This is a genomic window from Ruegeria sp. AM5 (genome assembly GCF_056540645.1).
Map to the genome: position 1 here is coordinate 1 of NZ_JBQFXC010000016.1, position 13,339 is coordinate 13,339.

General features: G+C 57.8%; 12 protein-coding genes, 1 other RNA gene and 1 riboswitch. Of the genes, 7 read left to right on the top strand and 6 right to left on the bottom strand.

Annotated elements, in window-relative coordinates; translation table 11 throughout:
* Positions 1 to 112: 112 nt before the first annotated feature.
* On the bottom strand, positions 113 to 1,873 hold the full coding sequence (locus ACR0AH_RS19785; RefSeq protein WP_170406564.1) for a DNA polymerase III subunit gamma/tau: 1,761 nt from the start codon (positions 1,871 to 1,873) through the stop codon (positions 113 to 115).
* Between the two features lie 172 nt (positions 1,874 to 2,045).
* On the opposite strand from ACR0AH_RS19785, the gene ACR0AH_RS19790 reads away from it, so the two are divergent.
* On the top strand, positions 2,046 to 2,546 hold the full coding sequence (locus tag ACR0AH_RS19790) for a phosphatase domain-containing protein (RefSeq protein ID WP_170508827.1): 501 nt from the start codon (positions 2,046 to 2,048) through the stop codon (positions 2,544 to 2,546).
* A gap of 4 nt (positions 2,547 to 2,550) precedes the next feature.
* Here the strand turns inward: ACR0AH_RS19790 and ACR0AH_RS19795 are convergent, their stop codons facing one another.
* On the bottom strand, positions 2,551 to 2,958 hold the full coding sequence (locus tag ACR0AH_RS19795) for a hypothetical protein (protein WP_170562413.1): 408 nt from the start codon (positions 2,956 to 2,958) through the stop codon (positions 2,551 to 2,553).
* Positions 2,959 to 3,049: 91 nt separating this feature from the next.
* Positions 3,050 to 3,269, bottom strand: a riboswitch (cobalamin riboswitch).
* 122 nt (positions 3,270 to 3,391) lie between these two features.
* On the opposite strand from ACR0AH_RS19795, the gene ACR0AH_RS19800 reads away from it, so the two are divergent.
* Positions 3,392 to 4,249, top strand: coding sequence for a serine aminopeptidase domain-containing protein (locus tag ACR0AH_RS19800; RefSeq protein ID WP_170636356.1), 858 nt, complete (start codon positions 3,392 to 3,394; stop codon positions 4,247 to 4,249).
* A gap of 36 nt (positions 4,250 to 4,285) precedes the next feature.
* Here ACR0AH_RS19800 and rsgA read toward each other — a convergent pair whose 3' ends face one another.
* The 3 genes from rsgA to ACR0AH_RS19815 form a co-directional block, all read right to left on the bottom strand.
* Entirely contained in the window at positions 4,286 to 5,314 is a 1,029-nt protein-coding gene (rsgA, locus tag ACR0AH_RS19805) for a ribosome small subunit-dependent GTPase A (protein ID WP_170732489.1), read from the bottom strand.
* Between the two features lie 159 nt (positions 5,315 to 5,473).
* Positions 5,474 to 5,572, bottom strand: an RNA gene (gene ffs, locus ACR0AH_RS19810) — signal recognition particle sRNA small type.
* A gap of 38 nt (positions 5,573 to 5,610) precedes the next feature.
* Positions 5,611 to 7,473, bottom strand: a complete 1,863-nt coding sequence (locus tag ACR0AH_RS19815; RefSeq protein WP_170732487.1) for a bifunctional 2',3'-cyclic-nucleotide 2'-phosphodiesterase/3'-nucleotidase — start codon at positions 7,471 to 7,473, stop codon at positions 5,611 to 5,613.
* Between the two features lie 196 nt (positions 7,474 to 7,669).
* Between ACR0AH_RS19815 and nudC the strand changes: the two genes are divergently transcribed.
* From nudC to ACR0AH_RS19830, 3 genes are read left to right on the top strand one after another with little or no spacing between them, the layout of a single operon-like run.
* The gene (gene nudC / locus ACR0AH_RS19820) at positions 7,670 to 8,653 is read left to right on the top strand and encodes an NAD(+) diphosphatase (RefSeq protein WP_170732484.1); all 984 of its coding nucleotides are present in this window, start codon (positions 7,670 to 7,672) and stop codon (positions 8,651 to 8,653) included.
* Between the two features lie 39 nt (positions 8,654 to 8,692).
* Complete coding sequence (locus tag ACR0AH_RS19825; protein WP_170508814.1) at positions 8,693 to 9,160, top strand: SRPBCC family protein; 468 nt, start codon at positions 8,693 to 8,695, stop codon at positions 9,158 to 9,160.
* A gap of 14 nt (positions 9,161 to 9,174) precedes the next feature.
* Positions 9,175 to 9,672 carry an N-acetyltransferase family protein gene (locus tag ACR0AH_RS19830; RefSeq protein WP_480593416.1) on the top strand — a complete coding sequence of 166 codons (498 nt, stop codon included), beginning with the start codon at positions 9,175 to 9,177 and terminating at the stop codon, positions 9,670 to 9,672.
* 116 nt (positions 9,673 to 9,788) lie between these two features.
* Here the strand turns inward: ACR0AH_RS19830 and ACR0AH_RS19835 are convergent, their stop codons facing one another.
* On the bottom strand, positions 9,789 to 10,622 hold the full coding sequence (locus ACR0AH_RS19835; RefSeq protein ID WP_170732482.1) for a prephenate dehydratase: 834 nt from the start codon (positions 10,620 to 10,622) through the stop codon (positions 9,789 to 9,791).
* 121 nt (positions 10,623 to 10,743) lie between these two features.
* Here ACR0AH_RS19835 and ACR0AH_RS19840 point away from each other — a divergent pair, with 121 nt between their 5' ends.
* Together ACR0AH_RS19840 and ACR0AH_RS19845 are read left to right on the top strand one after the other, a co-directional pair.
* Positions 10,744 to 11,253, top strand: a complete 510-nt coding sequence (locus ACR0AH_RS19840) for a c-type cytochrome (protein ID WP_170398660.1) — start codon at positions 10,744 to 10,746, stop codon at positions 11,251 to 11,253.
* Between the two features lie 174 nt (positions 11,254 to 11,427).
* Positions 11,428 to 13,338 (top strand): extracellular solute-binding protein, encoded by a 1,911-nt coding sequence (locus ACR0AH_RS19845; protein ID WP_170732480.1) that lies wholly within the window; start codon positions 11,428 to 11,430, stop codon positions 13,336 to 13,338.
* Position 13,339 lies beyond the last annotated feature (1 nt).

Here is a 13,339-nt window from a genome sequence, read left to right on the forward strand (position 1 = left end):
GCAGCGCGCAAGGCGCGCTGCCGGGCCCAAAGCCGCTCAGGGGTATCGGCGTCAGCCGATGGCCCGTGGCGGGTGCGGGAGCATTTGGACAAGGTGCCCGTGTGCTAGTTGGTCAGTCTTCTTCGAACGGGTCCCATTCGTCTTCAACCTCGGGCAGGGCTTCGGTTTCGACCTGAGCGGCGCGTTGTTCTGCGGTTTCGATGCTCTTGATCCGCGCTTTCGGGAAATGAGTCAGCACTGCTTGCACCAGAGGATGCTGTTCAGCCTCGGCCTTCAGTGCCAAGTCTGCAGCGTCCCGTACCTCGGCAATGGTCGGTGCGTTGCCCTCAGCGACAATAGAAACGGCCCACCGGTTGCCTGTCCAACGCTGCAGCGACGCGCCCAATCGTTGTGACAGGTCGGTCGGGGCGTTGTCGGTTGGGGCGAACTCGATCCTACCCGGTTGGTAGGATACCAGACGCACGCCGTTTTCGACCTCGACCAACAACTTCACGTCCCGGTTGGCTCGGATCAGTTCGACCACATGTTCAAATGTTGGATAGCGTGCCAGCGCTGCCTGCACATCTTGGGCCAGCGCAGCTGTTGGCCCGCCTGCGTTGCCGCCGATTCCCGATGCGGCATAGGCCGATCGGGCCACAGCCTGTGGCGCGGCAGGAGCATGTCCCGGCGCACCGATTCCCTTGCCGGGGCCACCATTGGGCGGCGGAGGCGTATCTTGCAGACGCTTGATCAGCTCCTCCGGGCTAGGCAAGTCGGCCACATGGGTCAGGCGGATCACGGCCATTTCCGCAGCCATCATTGCGTTGGGTGCGGCGGAAACTTCCTCGAGCGCTTTCAGCAGCATTTGCCACATGCGTGTAAGGACTCGCATGGGCAGAGCCTCGGCCATTTGTTGACCTCGGGCGCGTTCGTCGGGGGAAACGGTGGGATCTTCGGCGGCATCCGGGGTGATCTTGACCACCGAAACCCAATGCGTGATTTCAGCCAGATCGCGTAAGACGGCGAGTGGATCAGCCCCTTCGGCATATTGCCCGCTCAGCTCGGTCAACGCGCCTGCAGCATCGCCGCGCAGGATCATATCCATCAGATCCAGCACCCGGCCCCGATCGGCCAGCCCCAGCATCGCGCGCACCTGATCCGCGCTGGTTTCACCGGCCCCGTGCGAGATCGCTTGATCCAGCAGTGAGGTCGCATCCCGCGCCGATCCCTCGGCGGCCCGGGTGATCAACGATAACGCATCCTCGGCAATCTGTGCCCCTTCGGCACCTGCAATCTTGCGCAGCAGTCCGATCATATCCTCCGGCTCGATCCGGCGCAGATCAAAGCGCTGGCAACGGGACAGGACGGTCACCGGGACCTTGCGAATCTCGGTGGTGGCAAAGATGAACTTCACGTGTTCGGGGGGTTCTTCCAGCGTCTTGAGCAGCGCGTTAAAAGCGCTGGTCGACAGCATGTGAACCTCGTCGATGATATAGATCTTGTAGCGCGCGGATGCAGCGCGATAGCGTACGCTGTCGATGATCTCGCGGATGTCATTGACACCGGTGCGGCTGGCGGCGTCCATCTCCATCACGTCGACATGGCGGCCCTCCATGATAGCCACGCAATGTTCACATTGACCGCAGGGTTCGGTTGTAGGGCCGCCGCTGCCATCGGGACCGATGCAGTTCATACCCTTGGCTATGATCCGAGCGGTCGTCGTCTTGCCGGTACCGCGGATACCGGTCATGATGAAGGCCTGCGCGATCCGGTCCGCCTCGAAGGCGTTTTTCAGAGTGCGCACCATGGCGTCCTGACCGACCAGATCGGCAAAGGTTTCGGGGCGGTATTTGCGGGCAAGAACCTGGTAGGCGGGGCTGGGCGTCTCGGTCATGTCTGCTCTGTCGGATTCGCGTTACGCCGCAGCGTAGAGGCCCCCGCCGCCCGCGTCCACAGCCAGCCGGGACGATTTTCATTTTGGAATGCGTGGGTATGCGGCTAAAATCCACTCTATTCTATTTACTGGACCAGTATGTTTTTGGGTAAAGTTTGTTTGGGGGGAGATTATGTCGCAACTGGTGGTTTATGCGTTGCAGGTTGGCGGAGGCACCTTGGCCTTGTCCTCGATGCCTGGGCGTGGAGGAACGTATGCAGAAGACCTTGATCTTATCGCAGACTGGAAGCCGGGACTTGTGATCTCGATGACCACTGAGGTCGAGATGATTCAGGATGGTGCGCGGAATTTTGGCGCTGATATTCAGGGGCGTGCCAGCAGATGGGTGCATTTGCCGATCGAAGATTTTGGCACGCCACCCAAAGAGATTTTGGACCGCTGGCCCCGCGTTGGCGCGACCGCACGTCAGGCGTTGTCAGGTGGTGGCCGTGTGCTAGTGCATTGCCGTGGTGGCTGTGGCCGATCCGGGATGGTGGTTCTGCGTCTGATGGTTGAATGCGGTGAACGGCCTGAGGCGGCATTGAAGCGATTGCGTACGGTGCGTCCTTGCGCAGTCGAGACAAATGCCCAGATGCTTTGGGCCGTTGAACCGGCCCGTGTTCAAGCCGTTTGACGGCTTAGACACCAACATGTGGCGAGATTTCGCCACCGTTGTGCTGCACCAGAAGCGAAGCCTCAAGCATGGCGCAAGGAGGATTCCTAAGCAGGTCTGCGGGTAGGCTGCGGTACTCGGTTCCGAACATCATGTCTGCGTAGTCATCCAGCCGGCCGGTATCGATTTCAGGATCGGTTCCGCAGAATACACGTATCTGGTCGCATTGGGCGCGAAAGCGGGCGGTGCATCCTTCCGGGCAGTGCGACAGATCTATGGTGCCTTCAATCTCAAACTCAGTTTTCGTGACCGGTTTTGTGGCGGACATGGTCTGCGTCAGAGCCCGCGCCATCTGTGCCAATGCGGGGCAGGGTGCGCCAGTACGTTGGCACACGGTCGCCGCGAATTCGTGTGTTTTGGTCTTCCAGATCATCAATGCGCCCTCCGCGCGCAAGGCGAGGGCGTGGCACAGGTTGGTCGTTGCGGAGCACGATCAAACCCGTCCCGGACTCCCCGCCCGAGTTTCGGTTCTACATCTGATGGCAGGTCTCCTGACTTGCGGGTCATCGCTTTGCCGACCTTCCCAGCCTTCAAGGCCAGTGGTATCTCGGCATTGCTCTCCGCTTACAGTTGCGGGGGCAGTCTCGGACTAGGTTCTTTCCGGATTTATCCGGGCAGAACCGCACCGTGTTCCCTTTTCATCCCGGCCCGATTGGGCGCGAGAACCATCGCGACATGGCTATCGGCTGCGCCGTGCCCGAGTCAAGAAGATTGCGTCAGGCAAGTGACGTACGGTCCAGCCACGTCAACCTTGACTTGAGGCGCTTCGGGTGAACTGATCAGTTCAGTCGGTATTGGAGGGCACCATGTTGGACACACAGCAGGCGGTTGTGACCGAGGATTTTCAGATCCCGTCCGACCCGGCAATGTTGTCGGCGCGGCTTTACCGTCCGGTTGCCGACCCCGAAAAGGTGGTCGTCATAAACGGTGCGACTGGGGTGCCGAGGGATTACTATCAGTACTTCGCCCGATGGCTCGCCGAAGAACAGGGCATGGCCTGCCTGACTTACGATTACCGGGATTTTGGTCACTCTTTGGTGGGTTCGCAAAAGCGGTCAAATGTCACCATGGCCGATTGGGCGTTGATCGACATTCCATCCGCCCGGGCCGAGATGCGCCGACGGTTTCCGCAGGCCAAGCTATGGAGCATCGGTCATTCCTTGGGCGGAATGTTTGGCCCGATCCAACCCGATATCGATCAGATCGACAGGATGATCTGTGTCTGTTCGGGTCTGGTAACGCTGGCGGATCACCCTTGGCCTTATCGCGCTTTGGCGGCGTTGTTCTGGTATGGTCACGCGCCGCTGGTGGTCAAGGCGCTTGGCTACCTGCCCGGGCGGTTGGTCGGGTTTGGATCGGACCTGCCTGCCCAAGTCTATTGGCAATGGCGCAAATGGTGCACCGCCCCCAAAAGCTATGTGCCAGAGATCGGCACGACACTGCCCGCCGCCCGCTGGAAAGACTTGGGCAAACGTGTCGATCTGTTTACCTTCGCAGATGATGAAATGGTGCCGCCGGATGCTGTCTGGCGTCTTGCCGATCTCTATGGACCCAAAGCCGGGCGCCATCTGCTTGCACCAAGCGAATTCGGAGTGTCCAAGATCGGCCATATCGGTGCATTCGCAAGACGGAATGCGGCAGTCTGGCCTAGGCTGATCGCCTGATAGCGCTGGGCACCGGTAGGTCGGTGCCCAGCTTCGTTATAGCCCTTTACGGGATTTTTTCTCGTGCATCACGCTGCGCACCATCTTGCCGAAAGCCTTGTCACGGGCGCGGGCCTGCGCCACCGAAGCGGAATTGTGTTGGTCTTCGCGCCGCAGCTTGCGCCAGCGGTCCAGCCGCGCGGGATCAAGCGTACCAGCGTCGATTGCCGCCTGCACCGCACATCCGGGCTCAGACTCGTGCTGACAATCCGAGAAGCGGCAATCCAGGCTGAGGTCTGAGATGTCCGAAAATACCTCATCCAACCCCTCCTGCGCATCCAGCAGACGCAACGCGCGCATGCCGGGCGTATCGATCAGCCAGCCGCCATTGCGCATGCGATGCAAGGCGCGTGCAGTTGTTGTGTGCCTGCCGCGCGCATCGTCTTCGCGAATACCTGCGGTGGCCTGATCCTGCCCCGTCATCCCGTTGGCGAGCGTCGTTTTCCCAACGCCGGATGATCCAAGCAAGGCGCTGGTTTGTCCTTTCGGACACCACGACAGAACTTGTTCGAGATCGCCGTGATCCAGCGCGTTGACCGCAAGTACCGTCAGAAACGGGGCGAGCGATTGGGCTTGATCTACATAAAGGCTCGGATCATCGCACATGTCCGATTTGGTCAGAACGACCACCGGATAGCAGCCTGCCTGATGCGCCAGCGCAAGATACCGCTCCAATCGTGGCATATTGAAATCGGCGTTGCAGGAACTGACGATGAACAGCACATCAACATTTGCAGCAATCAGCTGCGCCGCTGCCCCTGTACCTGCGGCCCGGCGCTGCAGCAGGCTGCGCCGGTCCAGCACTCGGCGTATGCGTTTGTTTTCATCCGCCAGAACCCAATCCCCAACGGCATATGCGCCGGTTGATTGATCCAGAGATAACAAAGGCGATTCACCTTCAGGGCTCAGCCCGATCAGTCGATCCCGGTGTACGGCCGAGATGCGATACGGAAGAAGTGACGGATCAGCCGTATGCTGAGCCGCGAAATGAGAGGACCATCCGAGGTCCGAAAAGGAAAGTAACATTGGTCTGCCTGTGATCAGAAACAGCAATCCCGTCGAATGGCAATCGCGCATCCGCCGGCGACGTGTTCAGGCAATCAGTTGATCGGAAAGGATCAGAACCGGTCTGCCCGAAGGGTTTTTGCTACAATCATAAACGCCCTCCTGCGGCTGATAGGTTCTAAGTGAGAGGTTGGACATCGACCCAAGCGGGGCTCGTTGTGGCTGCTTCCTTCCGGACCTGACCAGGTTGGCGAGGCGCTCGCCCGCGCCAACCTCTCAAAGCCGATATAGGTGCATCCCCTGAAAATGGCAACCCGTCAGAAGGTCAGATGAATGCGCATGAAACCATCCGCATAGTCGGGCAGAATGCGTGGATGATACTCAGCAAGCTCTGCAACATGGTGTAGCGCGCGTGGCCCCGTTGTCAGGATCGCGCCCTGCCTTTGGTTTGGTACAAAAGAAAAGGGGCGCGGTGCATGCGCGAGTGGGTCGGCGGGCAATGTGCCCGCGACGTATTTGCATAGAATATCCTGTATGCTGATCTGAGGCAGGTCAATCATACGGGCTTGTCGCGCAATTGGAAAATGACCACCGCCATTGGCGCGGTAGTTATTGGTGGCGACAAGGAAACTCTGGTCAGGCGCAATCGGCTGCCCATCGAATTCCAGGTTGCGTATGCGGGAAAATGCCGGATCAATCACTCGACCGAGCGTATCGAACCGCGCCGGTTGCGAAAGATCGATCTGGTAGGTGACGCCATGCAGGACATCGAAATTGAAGCCCGTGCGCTGAGGATCGGCAAGATCGATCGGGGCGTCTGATCCAAGTTGATGGAACAGCCCGGCTGACATCTCAAGCCAGTCCCGAATCTGAGAACCTGAGGCCAGCATCGCGCGCAATTCATTAGGAAAGACACTGAGATCAGCGATATGTCGAACTGAAATCTCGCCTGAGGGGATATCAGTGTAGTACTTGCTTCCTGCGCGCCCGCCGAACTTTGCCGGGGCGGCTGACGATATGATCGGCAAATCTGCCCAGTCGGTATCGACCAAATGCGGGCGTAGGGCAGCGGCCTGAGCCGCCGCAACCAAGGCCAGACCGCGATCCGGTATGCAATATGAGAAGTAGCTGTGTAGCGTGTGTGGGATTGTGCCCACTGGCCTGGTCACCCTTTTGCGCGTCGCAGCGTGGCCGGTCGCAAACAGCTCTGTGATCCTTGGGCATTCGGGTATTTCTGTGCCCGATTGAGCGATTGCCCGCGCTTCGACATGGCTGCCTGTAATGCGCCAATCGCCGGTGGTATCTTTTTGCAGTGTCAGATCAATGATCCCAAGATGAGACCCGGCCCAACCCTGCATGACAACCGGCGTTCCATGCACAAGCCCCCGCGTACTGTCGACGAATGGATAACCATCATGCGCCTTTCCGGGCAGTGTCAGATGGGTGTGGCCTGCGACGACGGCATCAATCAGCGGCATCTCGGCCAGCGGGATGATCGCGTTTTCCATATCCGGCTCGGCCATTGCCGATCCCAGTCCGGTATGCGCAAGGGCGACAATCAGATCGCAACCTTGCACGCTGAGATCTTCAGCAGCGCGCCACGCAGCGGCCAGAATGTCTGTTACCACGACCCGGTCCGTTAGCAGATGTGCTTCCCACTGTGCGGTTTGAGTGGGCAAAACAGAAAGAACCCCGATGCGGATTGCGGTGCCCTGTCCATTTAGTCTGACAACTCGATGCAGAATCGTGTGTGCATCCCACCCTTGTTCGGTCTGAGTGGTTTGCATATTGCTGCAAATCATTGGGCAGGCGGTTTGGCGAGCGATGCGATTGACGAGTTCCAACCCAAATCCGAAATCGTGATTACCCAATCCGATCGCGTCATAGTTTAACGTGTTGAACGCGCGTGGCAGGGGATGGGCGTCTGGCACGTTTTCAGCTGCCCAGTTGCCAAATGGCGTTCCCTGCAGGCTATCACCATTGTCAAACAACAGCACAAGGGCTTCGTCGCGTTCAGCCTGTCTGCGCGCCTCGTGAATCAGGCTGGCGGTACGGGTCAAACCAATCGCAGGTTCGGGGCGATCCGAATAGTAATCATATGACGTCAGGTGCATGTGTAGATCGGATGTAGCAAGGATTCGAATCCGTGCGCCATCATCTGCATCTCTTCGTTGTCGCATTAAATACTTTGATTTCAATATCTTCAACTTGTAGCTGTCAGTGTGCCAACGTTTCCACCATGAGGCCGATTTAATGCAATTTCCGGGGCGATGCTGCGGTCATTCCGCGGCAGGGTCGAAAAATGTTTGGTCGATACCCGTTGCACGATCAGGTAAGACGTGGCAGCCCTTTGCGCGGCAGTCAGGAACGGCAGGCATGAAACGCGCAGAACAGGTGACATTTGGCGGCTCGGCACTGGATCGGGCGGGTTTGCTGCGCGGCGACGCGGACAAACTGGCACAGGTTTATCGTGACCCTTTGGCAACATGTGTGTTGCTGTGGCGTGGCAAACTGTTGGTTGAGGGTGAGGCACTGGACCGGCTCGCCCGGCTTCCGATGGCGCACAAGATTCTCGAACAGGGCCCGGGCGGTGTGATCGAGCAACCGATTTTCCTTGGAAAATCCGAGGATGGATCGCCGCTTTTTGCCATGGACATCTCGGGCTGGGCGGCTGAAGGGCTGGATTTATCCGGTGTCGGAGATTTTGTCGACCGCAGCGAACAGCAGCACCCTGATCTGCCCGAGGGGTGTGTCTTTGCCGAGCTGCGCCGCATCATGACACGCCTCAACCCACGAGACGCAGAGATTGCGGCAACCGCCAAGGCGGTGATCGGCTGGCACGAAACGCATCAATTCTGTGCCCGATGTGGTGCCCGCAGCGAGATGTCTCAGGGTGGATGGCAGCGCAGTTGCCCGGCCTGCGGCGGCCAGCATTTCCCGCGCACCGATCCTGTGGTCATCATGTTGATTACCCATGGCAATTCGGTGCTGATGGGGCGCTCTCCGGGCTGGCCTGAAGGCATGTATTCGCTTTTGGCTGGTTTTGTTGAGCCCGGTGAAACGCTGGAAGCCGCTGTGCGGCGCGAAGTGATGGAAGAGGCGGGCGTGCCCGTGGGTGCGGTGCGCTATCTCGCAAGCCAACCCTGGCCCTTTCCCGCATCCCTGATGTTTGGATGCGCAGGCGAGGCGTTATCGCGCGATATCCAGATCGATCCGGTCGAGATCGAGGATGCGATCTGGGTCACCCGGACAGAGATGATGCAGGCCTTCGCTGGGGATCACCCTAAGCTGTTGCCTGCCCGAAAAGGTGCGATTGCGCACTTTTTGTTGCAACACTGGCTTGCAGACACGCTGGACTGACGAGAAACTGAACCCAATCTAGGGCAGAGAAAAGCAAACATGCAGTTTTCAGCGCAGGAAGATATCGATGTCCCAATCGAGACGGTCTTCACCATGGTCTCGGATTTTGAACGCTTCGAACGCAAAGCCTTGCGGCGCGGGGTCGATGTGCGTCGGGTCACGGGGTCGGTTGTGCCGCAGGCCGGAATAACCTGGGAGACCGAATTCAAAATACGTGGCAAGCCACGTCATATCATTATCGAGATGACAGAATGCGATCGCCCGTCCTTGATGCGGTTCCAGTCCAGCAGCAAGGGAATGAACGGCGACACGGTGATCGAGCTTTTAGCGCTTTCCCAACGTCGGACACGGCTGCGCGTTGAAACATCGCTGGGTGCGAAAACGCTGCCCGCCCGCCTATTGCTTCAATCCCTGAAGTTAGGGCAATCCCGATTCAGGCGACAGTTCCAGACCCGTCTCAGCGAATTCGCGCGCGATATGGAGGAACGACACCTCCATGGTGTCTGACAACCGAGAAGTAGATGAGTACTTTAACGAGACCGATCATACGCGACGCTGTCGAAGCCGATGCGGATGGCTTGTCCGGTGTGCTAACAGCGCTTGTAGCGGCCGGAAAGCGGACCAAGCCCGCCGACAGCGCCTTTGCACTGACGCATTACATCTGCGACCCTGAGCGGATTCAGTGTAGCCTTGCCGTTGCGCCGGACGGACAGATACTGGGTTTCCAGTCGTTGAAGCTTGCCACCCGAAACAACCCGTATGGCGTTGCGGTCGGGTGGGGCATCATTGGGACGCATATCAAACCGTCCGCTGCGCGATGTGGTATCGGTCGGGCGTTGTTCAAACGTTCTCTTCAAGCCGCTCGGCAGCAGGGATTGCCCGCTATCGATGCTACGATCGGGGCCAACAATTTCGACGGCCTTGGCTATTATGAGGCGATGGGATTCAGAGAGTACCGGCAGATGGATGGCGCGATTTGCAAGGTCTATCGCTTGGGAACCGGAGTGACCAACCCGTAATCCGCCGCACTTTCAGGATGTCGCACCGAAGGATTCTAATTACTGTTCTAAGGTGCAAGCGTAGCTGCCCCGCCTATCCAGGCCGTTCCTTTGAAGGGGCGAGCCAACTACCTGCACTATCCACGAGGTTGCGCCGCCGGATAAACGCCGAGGACTTCTACGTTGGTGGTAAAATGCTCAAGCTCATCCATCGCCAGTTGCACATTTCGATCGCCTGGATGACCCACGATATCGGCATAGAACTGGGTCGCGGTGAAGGACCCGTCGACCATATAGCTTTCCAGCTTAGTCATGTTGATTCCGTTGGTGGCAAATCCGCCCATCGCTTTGTACAACGCCGCCGGGATGTTACGCACCTGAAAGACAAAACTTGTGATCATGCCGTGATCACCACGGCGCGATTCGTCGGCCTCACGAGACATCACCAGAAAACGGGTCGTGTTGTCGCCCTGATCTTCAATGTGACGGGCCAAAACGTTGAGGCCGTAAATCTCACCTGCCAGCTCACTGGCTAACGCTGCGGAGTGTTTGTCGCCGATCTCGGCGACCTCGCGTGCGGCACGAGCATTATCCGGGCTGACCCTGCCACGAATTCCGTGTTGCTTCAGGAAACCTGCGCATTGTGGTAGCAAGACGAGGTGGGAATGCGCCTCAGTGATATCCTCCAGAGTCGCGCCCGGTACGCCCAACAGGTTGATGTGCACGCGCACAAATGCTTCGTCGATGATGTGCAGCCCGCTATCCGGAAGCAGGCGGTGAATATCGGCCACACGACCATAGGTGGTATTTTCCACCGGTAGCATGGCCAGATCAGCCTCACCTGAGCGCACTGATTCGATCACATCTTCGAAAGTGCGGCAGGGCAGGGCGTCCATATCCGGTCGCGCGTTCCGGCAGGCTTCGTGACTGTATGCGCCGGGTTCTCCCTGAAATGCTATGCGATTGGTCATTTGGTCGTTTCCGTGCAACAAGTTCTTGAATTGGGCGTTTAGTCGCGGTGTCTATACCTTGCGTCTTCTCAGGGGAAGCCTTAGACACCCCGCAGACAGCTGAAATGGACACGCGATCAAAATGTTCGACACGATGACAGTTACCAAAGCCGCAGCCGGCTTGTTTGGCACCTTCCTGGTGTTGCTTCTGGCAAAATGGGGGGCGGATGTCCTCTATAGCTCTGACAGCCATCTTGCCGAAGCTGCTTACATTATCGAAACCGAAAGCTCGGGCGAAAGCGCGGACGGCGAAGAAGTAGTCTTTGAAGATATGTTGGCTGCAGCCGATCCGGAAAAAGGCGCGCGCGTATTCCGCAAGTGCACCGCTTGCCACAAACTGGAAGACGGCGCCAATGGTACAGGTCCTTACCTTTATGGTGTCGTAGATCGCCCGGTTGCCTCAGCTAAAGGCTTTACCGGTTATTCGGCCTCGATGCAGGCGCATGGTGGCAACTGGACACCCGAAGCCCTGGACGCGTTCCTAGAACGCCCAAGCGCCTATATCTCGGGCACTTCGATGAGCTTTGCTGGCCTGAAAAAACCACAAGAACGCGCCGATCTGATTGCGTATCTGCAGACCATCGGCAACTGATCTGTTGATCAGATTTGCTGGATTTAAAGCCGCTGCCTTGCGCAGCGGCTTTATTTTTTGTCTGAGAAGAACTTCACAAAGCGTTCACGCATTCTAAACTTGCAACTGACAGTGCTGGACCTTTAGCTGGCGGGCACGACAATGAAGATGACAGAAATTCAGAGGACGAGCCTGATGAAACCCCTTCTGCCCCAGATGCGCTTTACCGGAATTCACGCTTGGGCTGCGGCTTTTGGGATTTCGGCGACACTGGTTCTGGGCAGCAGCGATCCTGCCCGTGCCAATGAAGAGGGCGTCACGCGCAGCCACGGGTATTCCTATTTCGGAAATCTGGATTATCCGGCCGACTATCCGTACTTGAACTACGTCAACCCAGACGCACCAAAGGGCGGAGAGCTGTCTTTATCGGGCTCAGGTACGTTTGATTCCCTGAACCCTTATTCGCGCAAGGGGCGGGCAGGCGCTTTGACTACGCTTCAATATGACCCGCTGATCGAAAGTACCGCGGACAGTGTCGGGCAGTATTATGGGGTTGTTGCGGAAAGTATGGAATATGACGAAGGGCGCAATTATGTGATCTTCAATCTGCGCCCCGAAGCTATGTTCTGGGATGGCACCCCGGTGACTGCCGAAGACGTCGTCTATAGTCATCGTTTGTTCATTGAGCAGGGTTTGCCGTCTTATGCGCAAGCCGTCGGGCGCATGGTTACAGGGGCTGAAGCTCTGGATGACCACACTGTAAAATTTACTTTTAGTCCGGATGTCACCCGGCGCGGGTTGATCGAAACCGTCGGGTCGACCCCGGTATTTTCAAAAGCCTGGTTCGAGGCTGATGAAAGCCGTCGTCTGGACGAACCGCGGCTGGAGGTCGCCGTTGGTTCAGGTCCTTACAAACTGGACAGCTATGACATCAACCGTCGTATAGTCTACAAGCGTCGCGACGATTATTGGGGCAAGGATCTGCCGATCAACATAGGCCGCAACAATTACGACACTATCCGGATCGAGTATTTCGCGGATCAAACCGCCGCCTTCGAAGGGTTCAAGGCGGGCGAATACACGATGCGTATCGAAAGTGACCCCAAGCTCTGGGCCTCTAGTTACGATTTCCCGAAACTCAGCGAAGGGTTTGTCGTGCAGGACGAGATCGTGGATGGTAGCCCACCGACGCCGTCGGGTTTCGTTTTCAATCTGGGCAAGCCTCAATTTGCCGACAAGAATGTGCGTAAAGCGCTGGCGCTGGCGTTCAATTTCGAATGGGCAAATGAATCGCTGATGTTCGGTCTGAACGCACCGCGCAGTTCATTTGTGCAGGGGACACATCTTGAAGCGACAGGCGTGCCGGAGGGTGCCGAACTGGCGTTTCTGGAAACGCTGGGTGACGTGGTTCCGGCCGAGGTGTTCAGCGAGCCTGCGCTTGTCGTCCACGAATCCAATCCAGCTCGGTTGAACGACCGTCGCAATTTGCGGCAAGCCTCGAAACTGCTGGACGAGGCTGGTTGGCCCGTCGGCGACGGCAATCTGCGCCGCAATGCCGATGGGCAGACGCTGAAGGTCAATATTCCGTATGCGTCGAGCATTCCAACCTCGACCGCCACCATGATCGAGACCTATGTGCAGAACCTGCAGTCGATCGGTGTGGATGCTTCGGCAGAGAAGGTAGATCCTTCTCAATTCACCCTGCGGCGGCGTGAGCGTGATTATGATATGGTATATTCGAACCGCTACGGCTCGTTCCTGTCGACCGGCGGGGGTCTCAGTCAGATGTACGGATCGGAGGAAGCCGCGTTCAGCTTGTTCAACCCTGCCGGTCTTGCCAGCCCGCTTGTTGACGCTGTGATCGAAGCGTCATTCGACACGACAAATCAGGCAGAACAGGATGCTGCGCTGATGGCGTTGGATCGTGTCTTGCGTTATGAGTTCTTCGTCATTCCCGATGGGTATGTGGCGGATTACTGGACGGCTTATTACGACATGTACGAATACCCTGAAAACCTGCCTCCATTCTCGCTTGGGTATCTCGATCTGTGGTGGATCAACCCCGAGAAAGAGGCTGACCTGAAAGCCAAAGGCGCGCTGCGATAAC

Bases quoted from the DNA above. Each gene is read 5' to 3' on its own strand.
- ACR0AH_RS19790 (WP_170508827.1), top strand. From the start codon at position 2,046: ATGTCGCAACTGGTGGTTTATGCGTTGCAGGTTGGCGGAGGCACCTTG.
- ACR0AH_RS19835 (WP_170732482.1), bottom strand. From the start codon at position 10,622: ATGACCAATCGCATAGCATTTCAGGGAGAACCCGGCGCATACAGTCAC.
- nudC (WP_170732484.1), top strand. From the start codon at position 7,670: ATGAAACGCGCAGAACAGGTGACATTTGGCGGCTCGGCACTGGATCGG.
- ACR0AH_RS19840 (WP_170398660.1), top strand. From the start codon at position 10,744: ATGTTCGACACGATGACAGTTACCAAAGCCGCAGCCGGCTTGTTTGGC.
- ACR0AH_RS19825 (WP_170508814.1), top strand. From the start codon at position 8,693: ATGCAGTTTTCAGCGCAGGAAGATATCGATGTCCCAATCGAGACGGTC.
- ACR0AH_RS19785 (WP_170406564.1), bottom strand. From the start codon at position 1,873: ATGACCGAGACGCCCAGCCCCGCCTACCAGGTTCTTGCCCGCAAATAC.
- ACR0AH_RS19800 (WP_170636356.1), top strand. From the start codon at position 3,392: ATGTTGGACACACAGCAGGCGGTTGTGACCGAGGATTTTCAGATCCCG.
- rsgA (WP_170732489.1), bottom strand. From the start codon at position 5,314: ATGTTACTTTCCTTTTCGGACCTCGGATGGTCCTCTCATTTCGCGGCT.
- ACR0AH_RS19815 (WP_170732487.1), bottom strand. From the start codon at position 7,473: ATGCGACAACGAAGAGATGCAGATGATGGCGCACGGATTCGAATCCTT.
- ACR0AH_RS19795 (WP_170562413.1), bottom strand. From the start codon at position 2,958: ATGATCTGGAAGACCAAAACACACGAATTCGCGGCGACCGTGTGCCAA.
- ACR0AH_RS19830 (WP_480593416.1), top strand. From the start codon at position 9,175: ATGAGTACTTTAACGAGACCGATCATACGCGACGCTGTCGAAGCCGAT.
- ACR0AH_RS19845 (WP_170732480.1), top strand. From the start codon at position 11,428: ATGAAACCCCTTCTGCCCCAGATGCGCTTTACCGGAATTCACGCTTGG.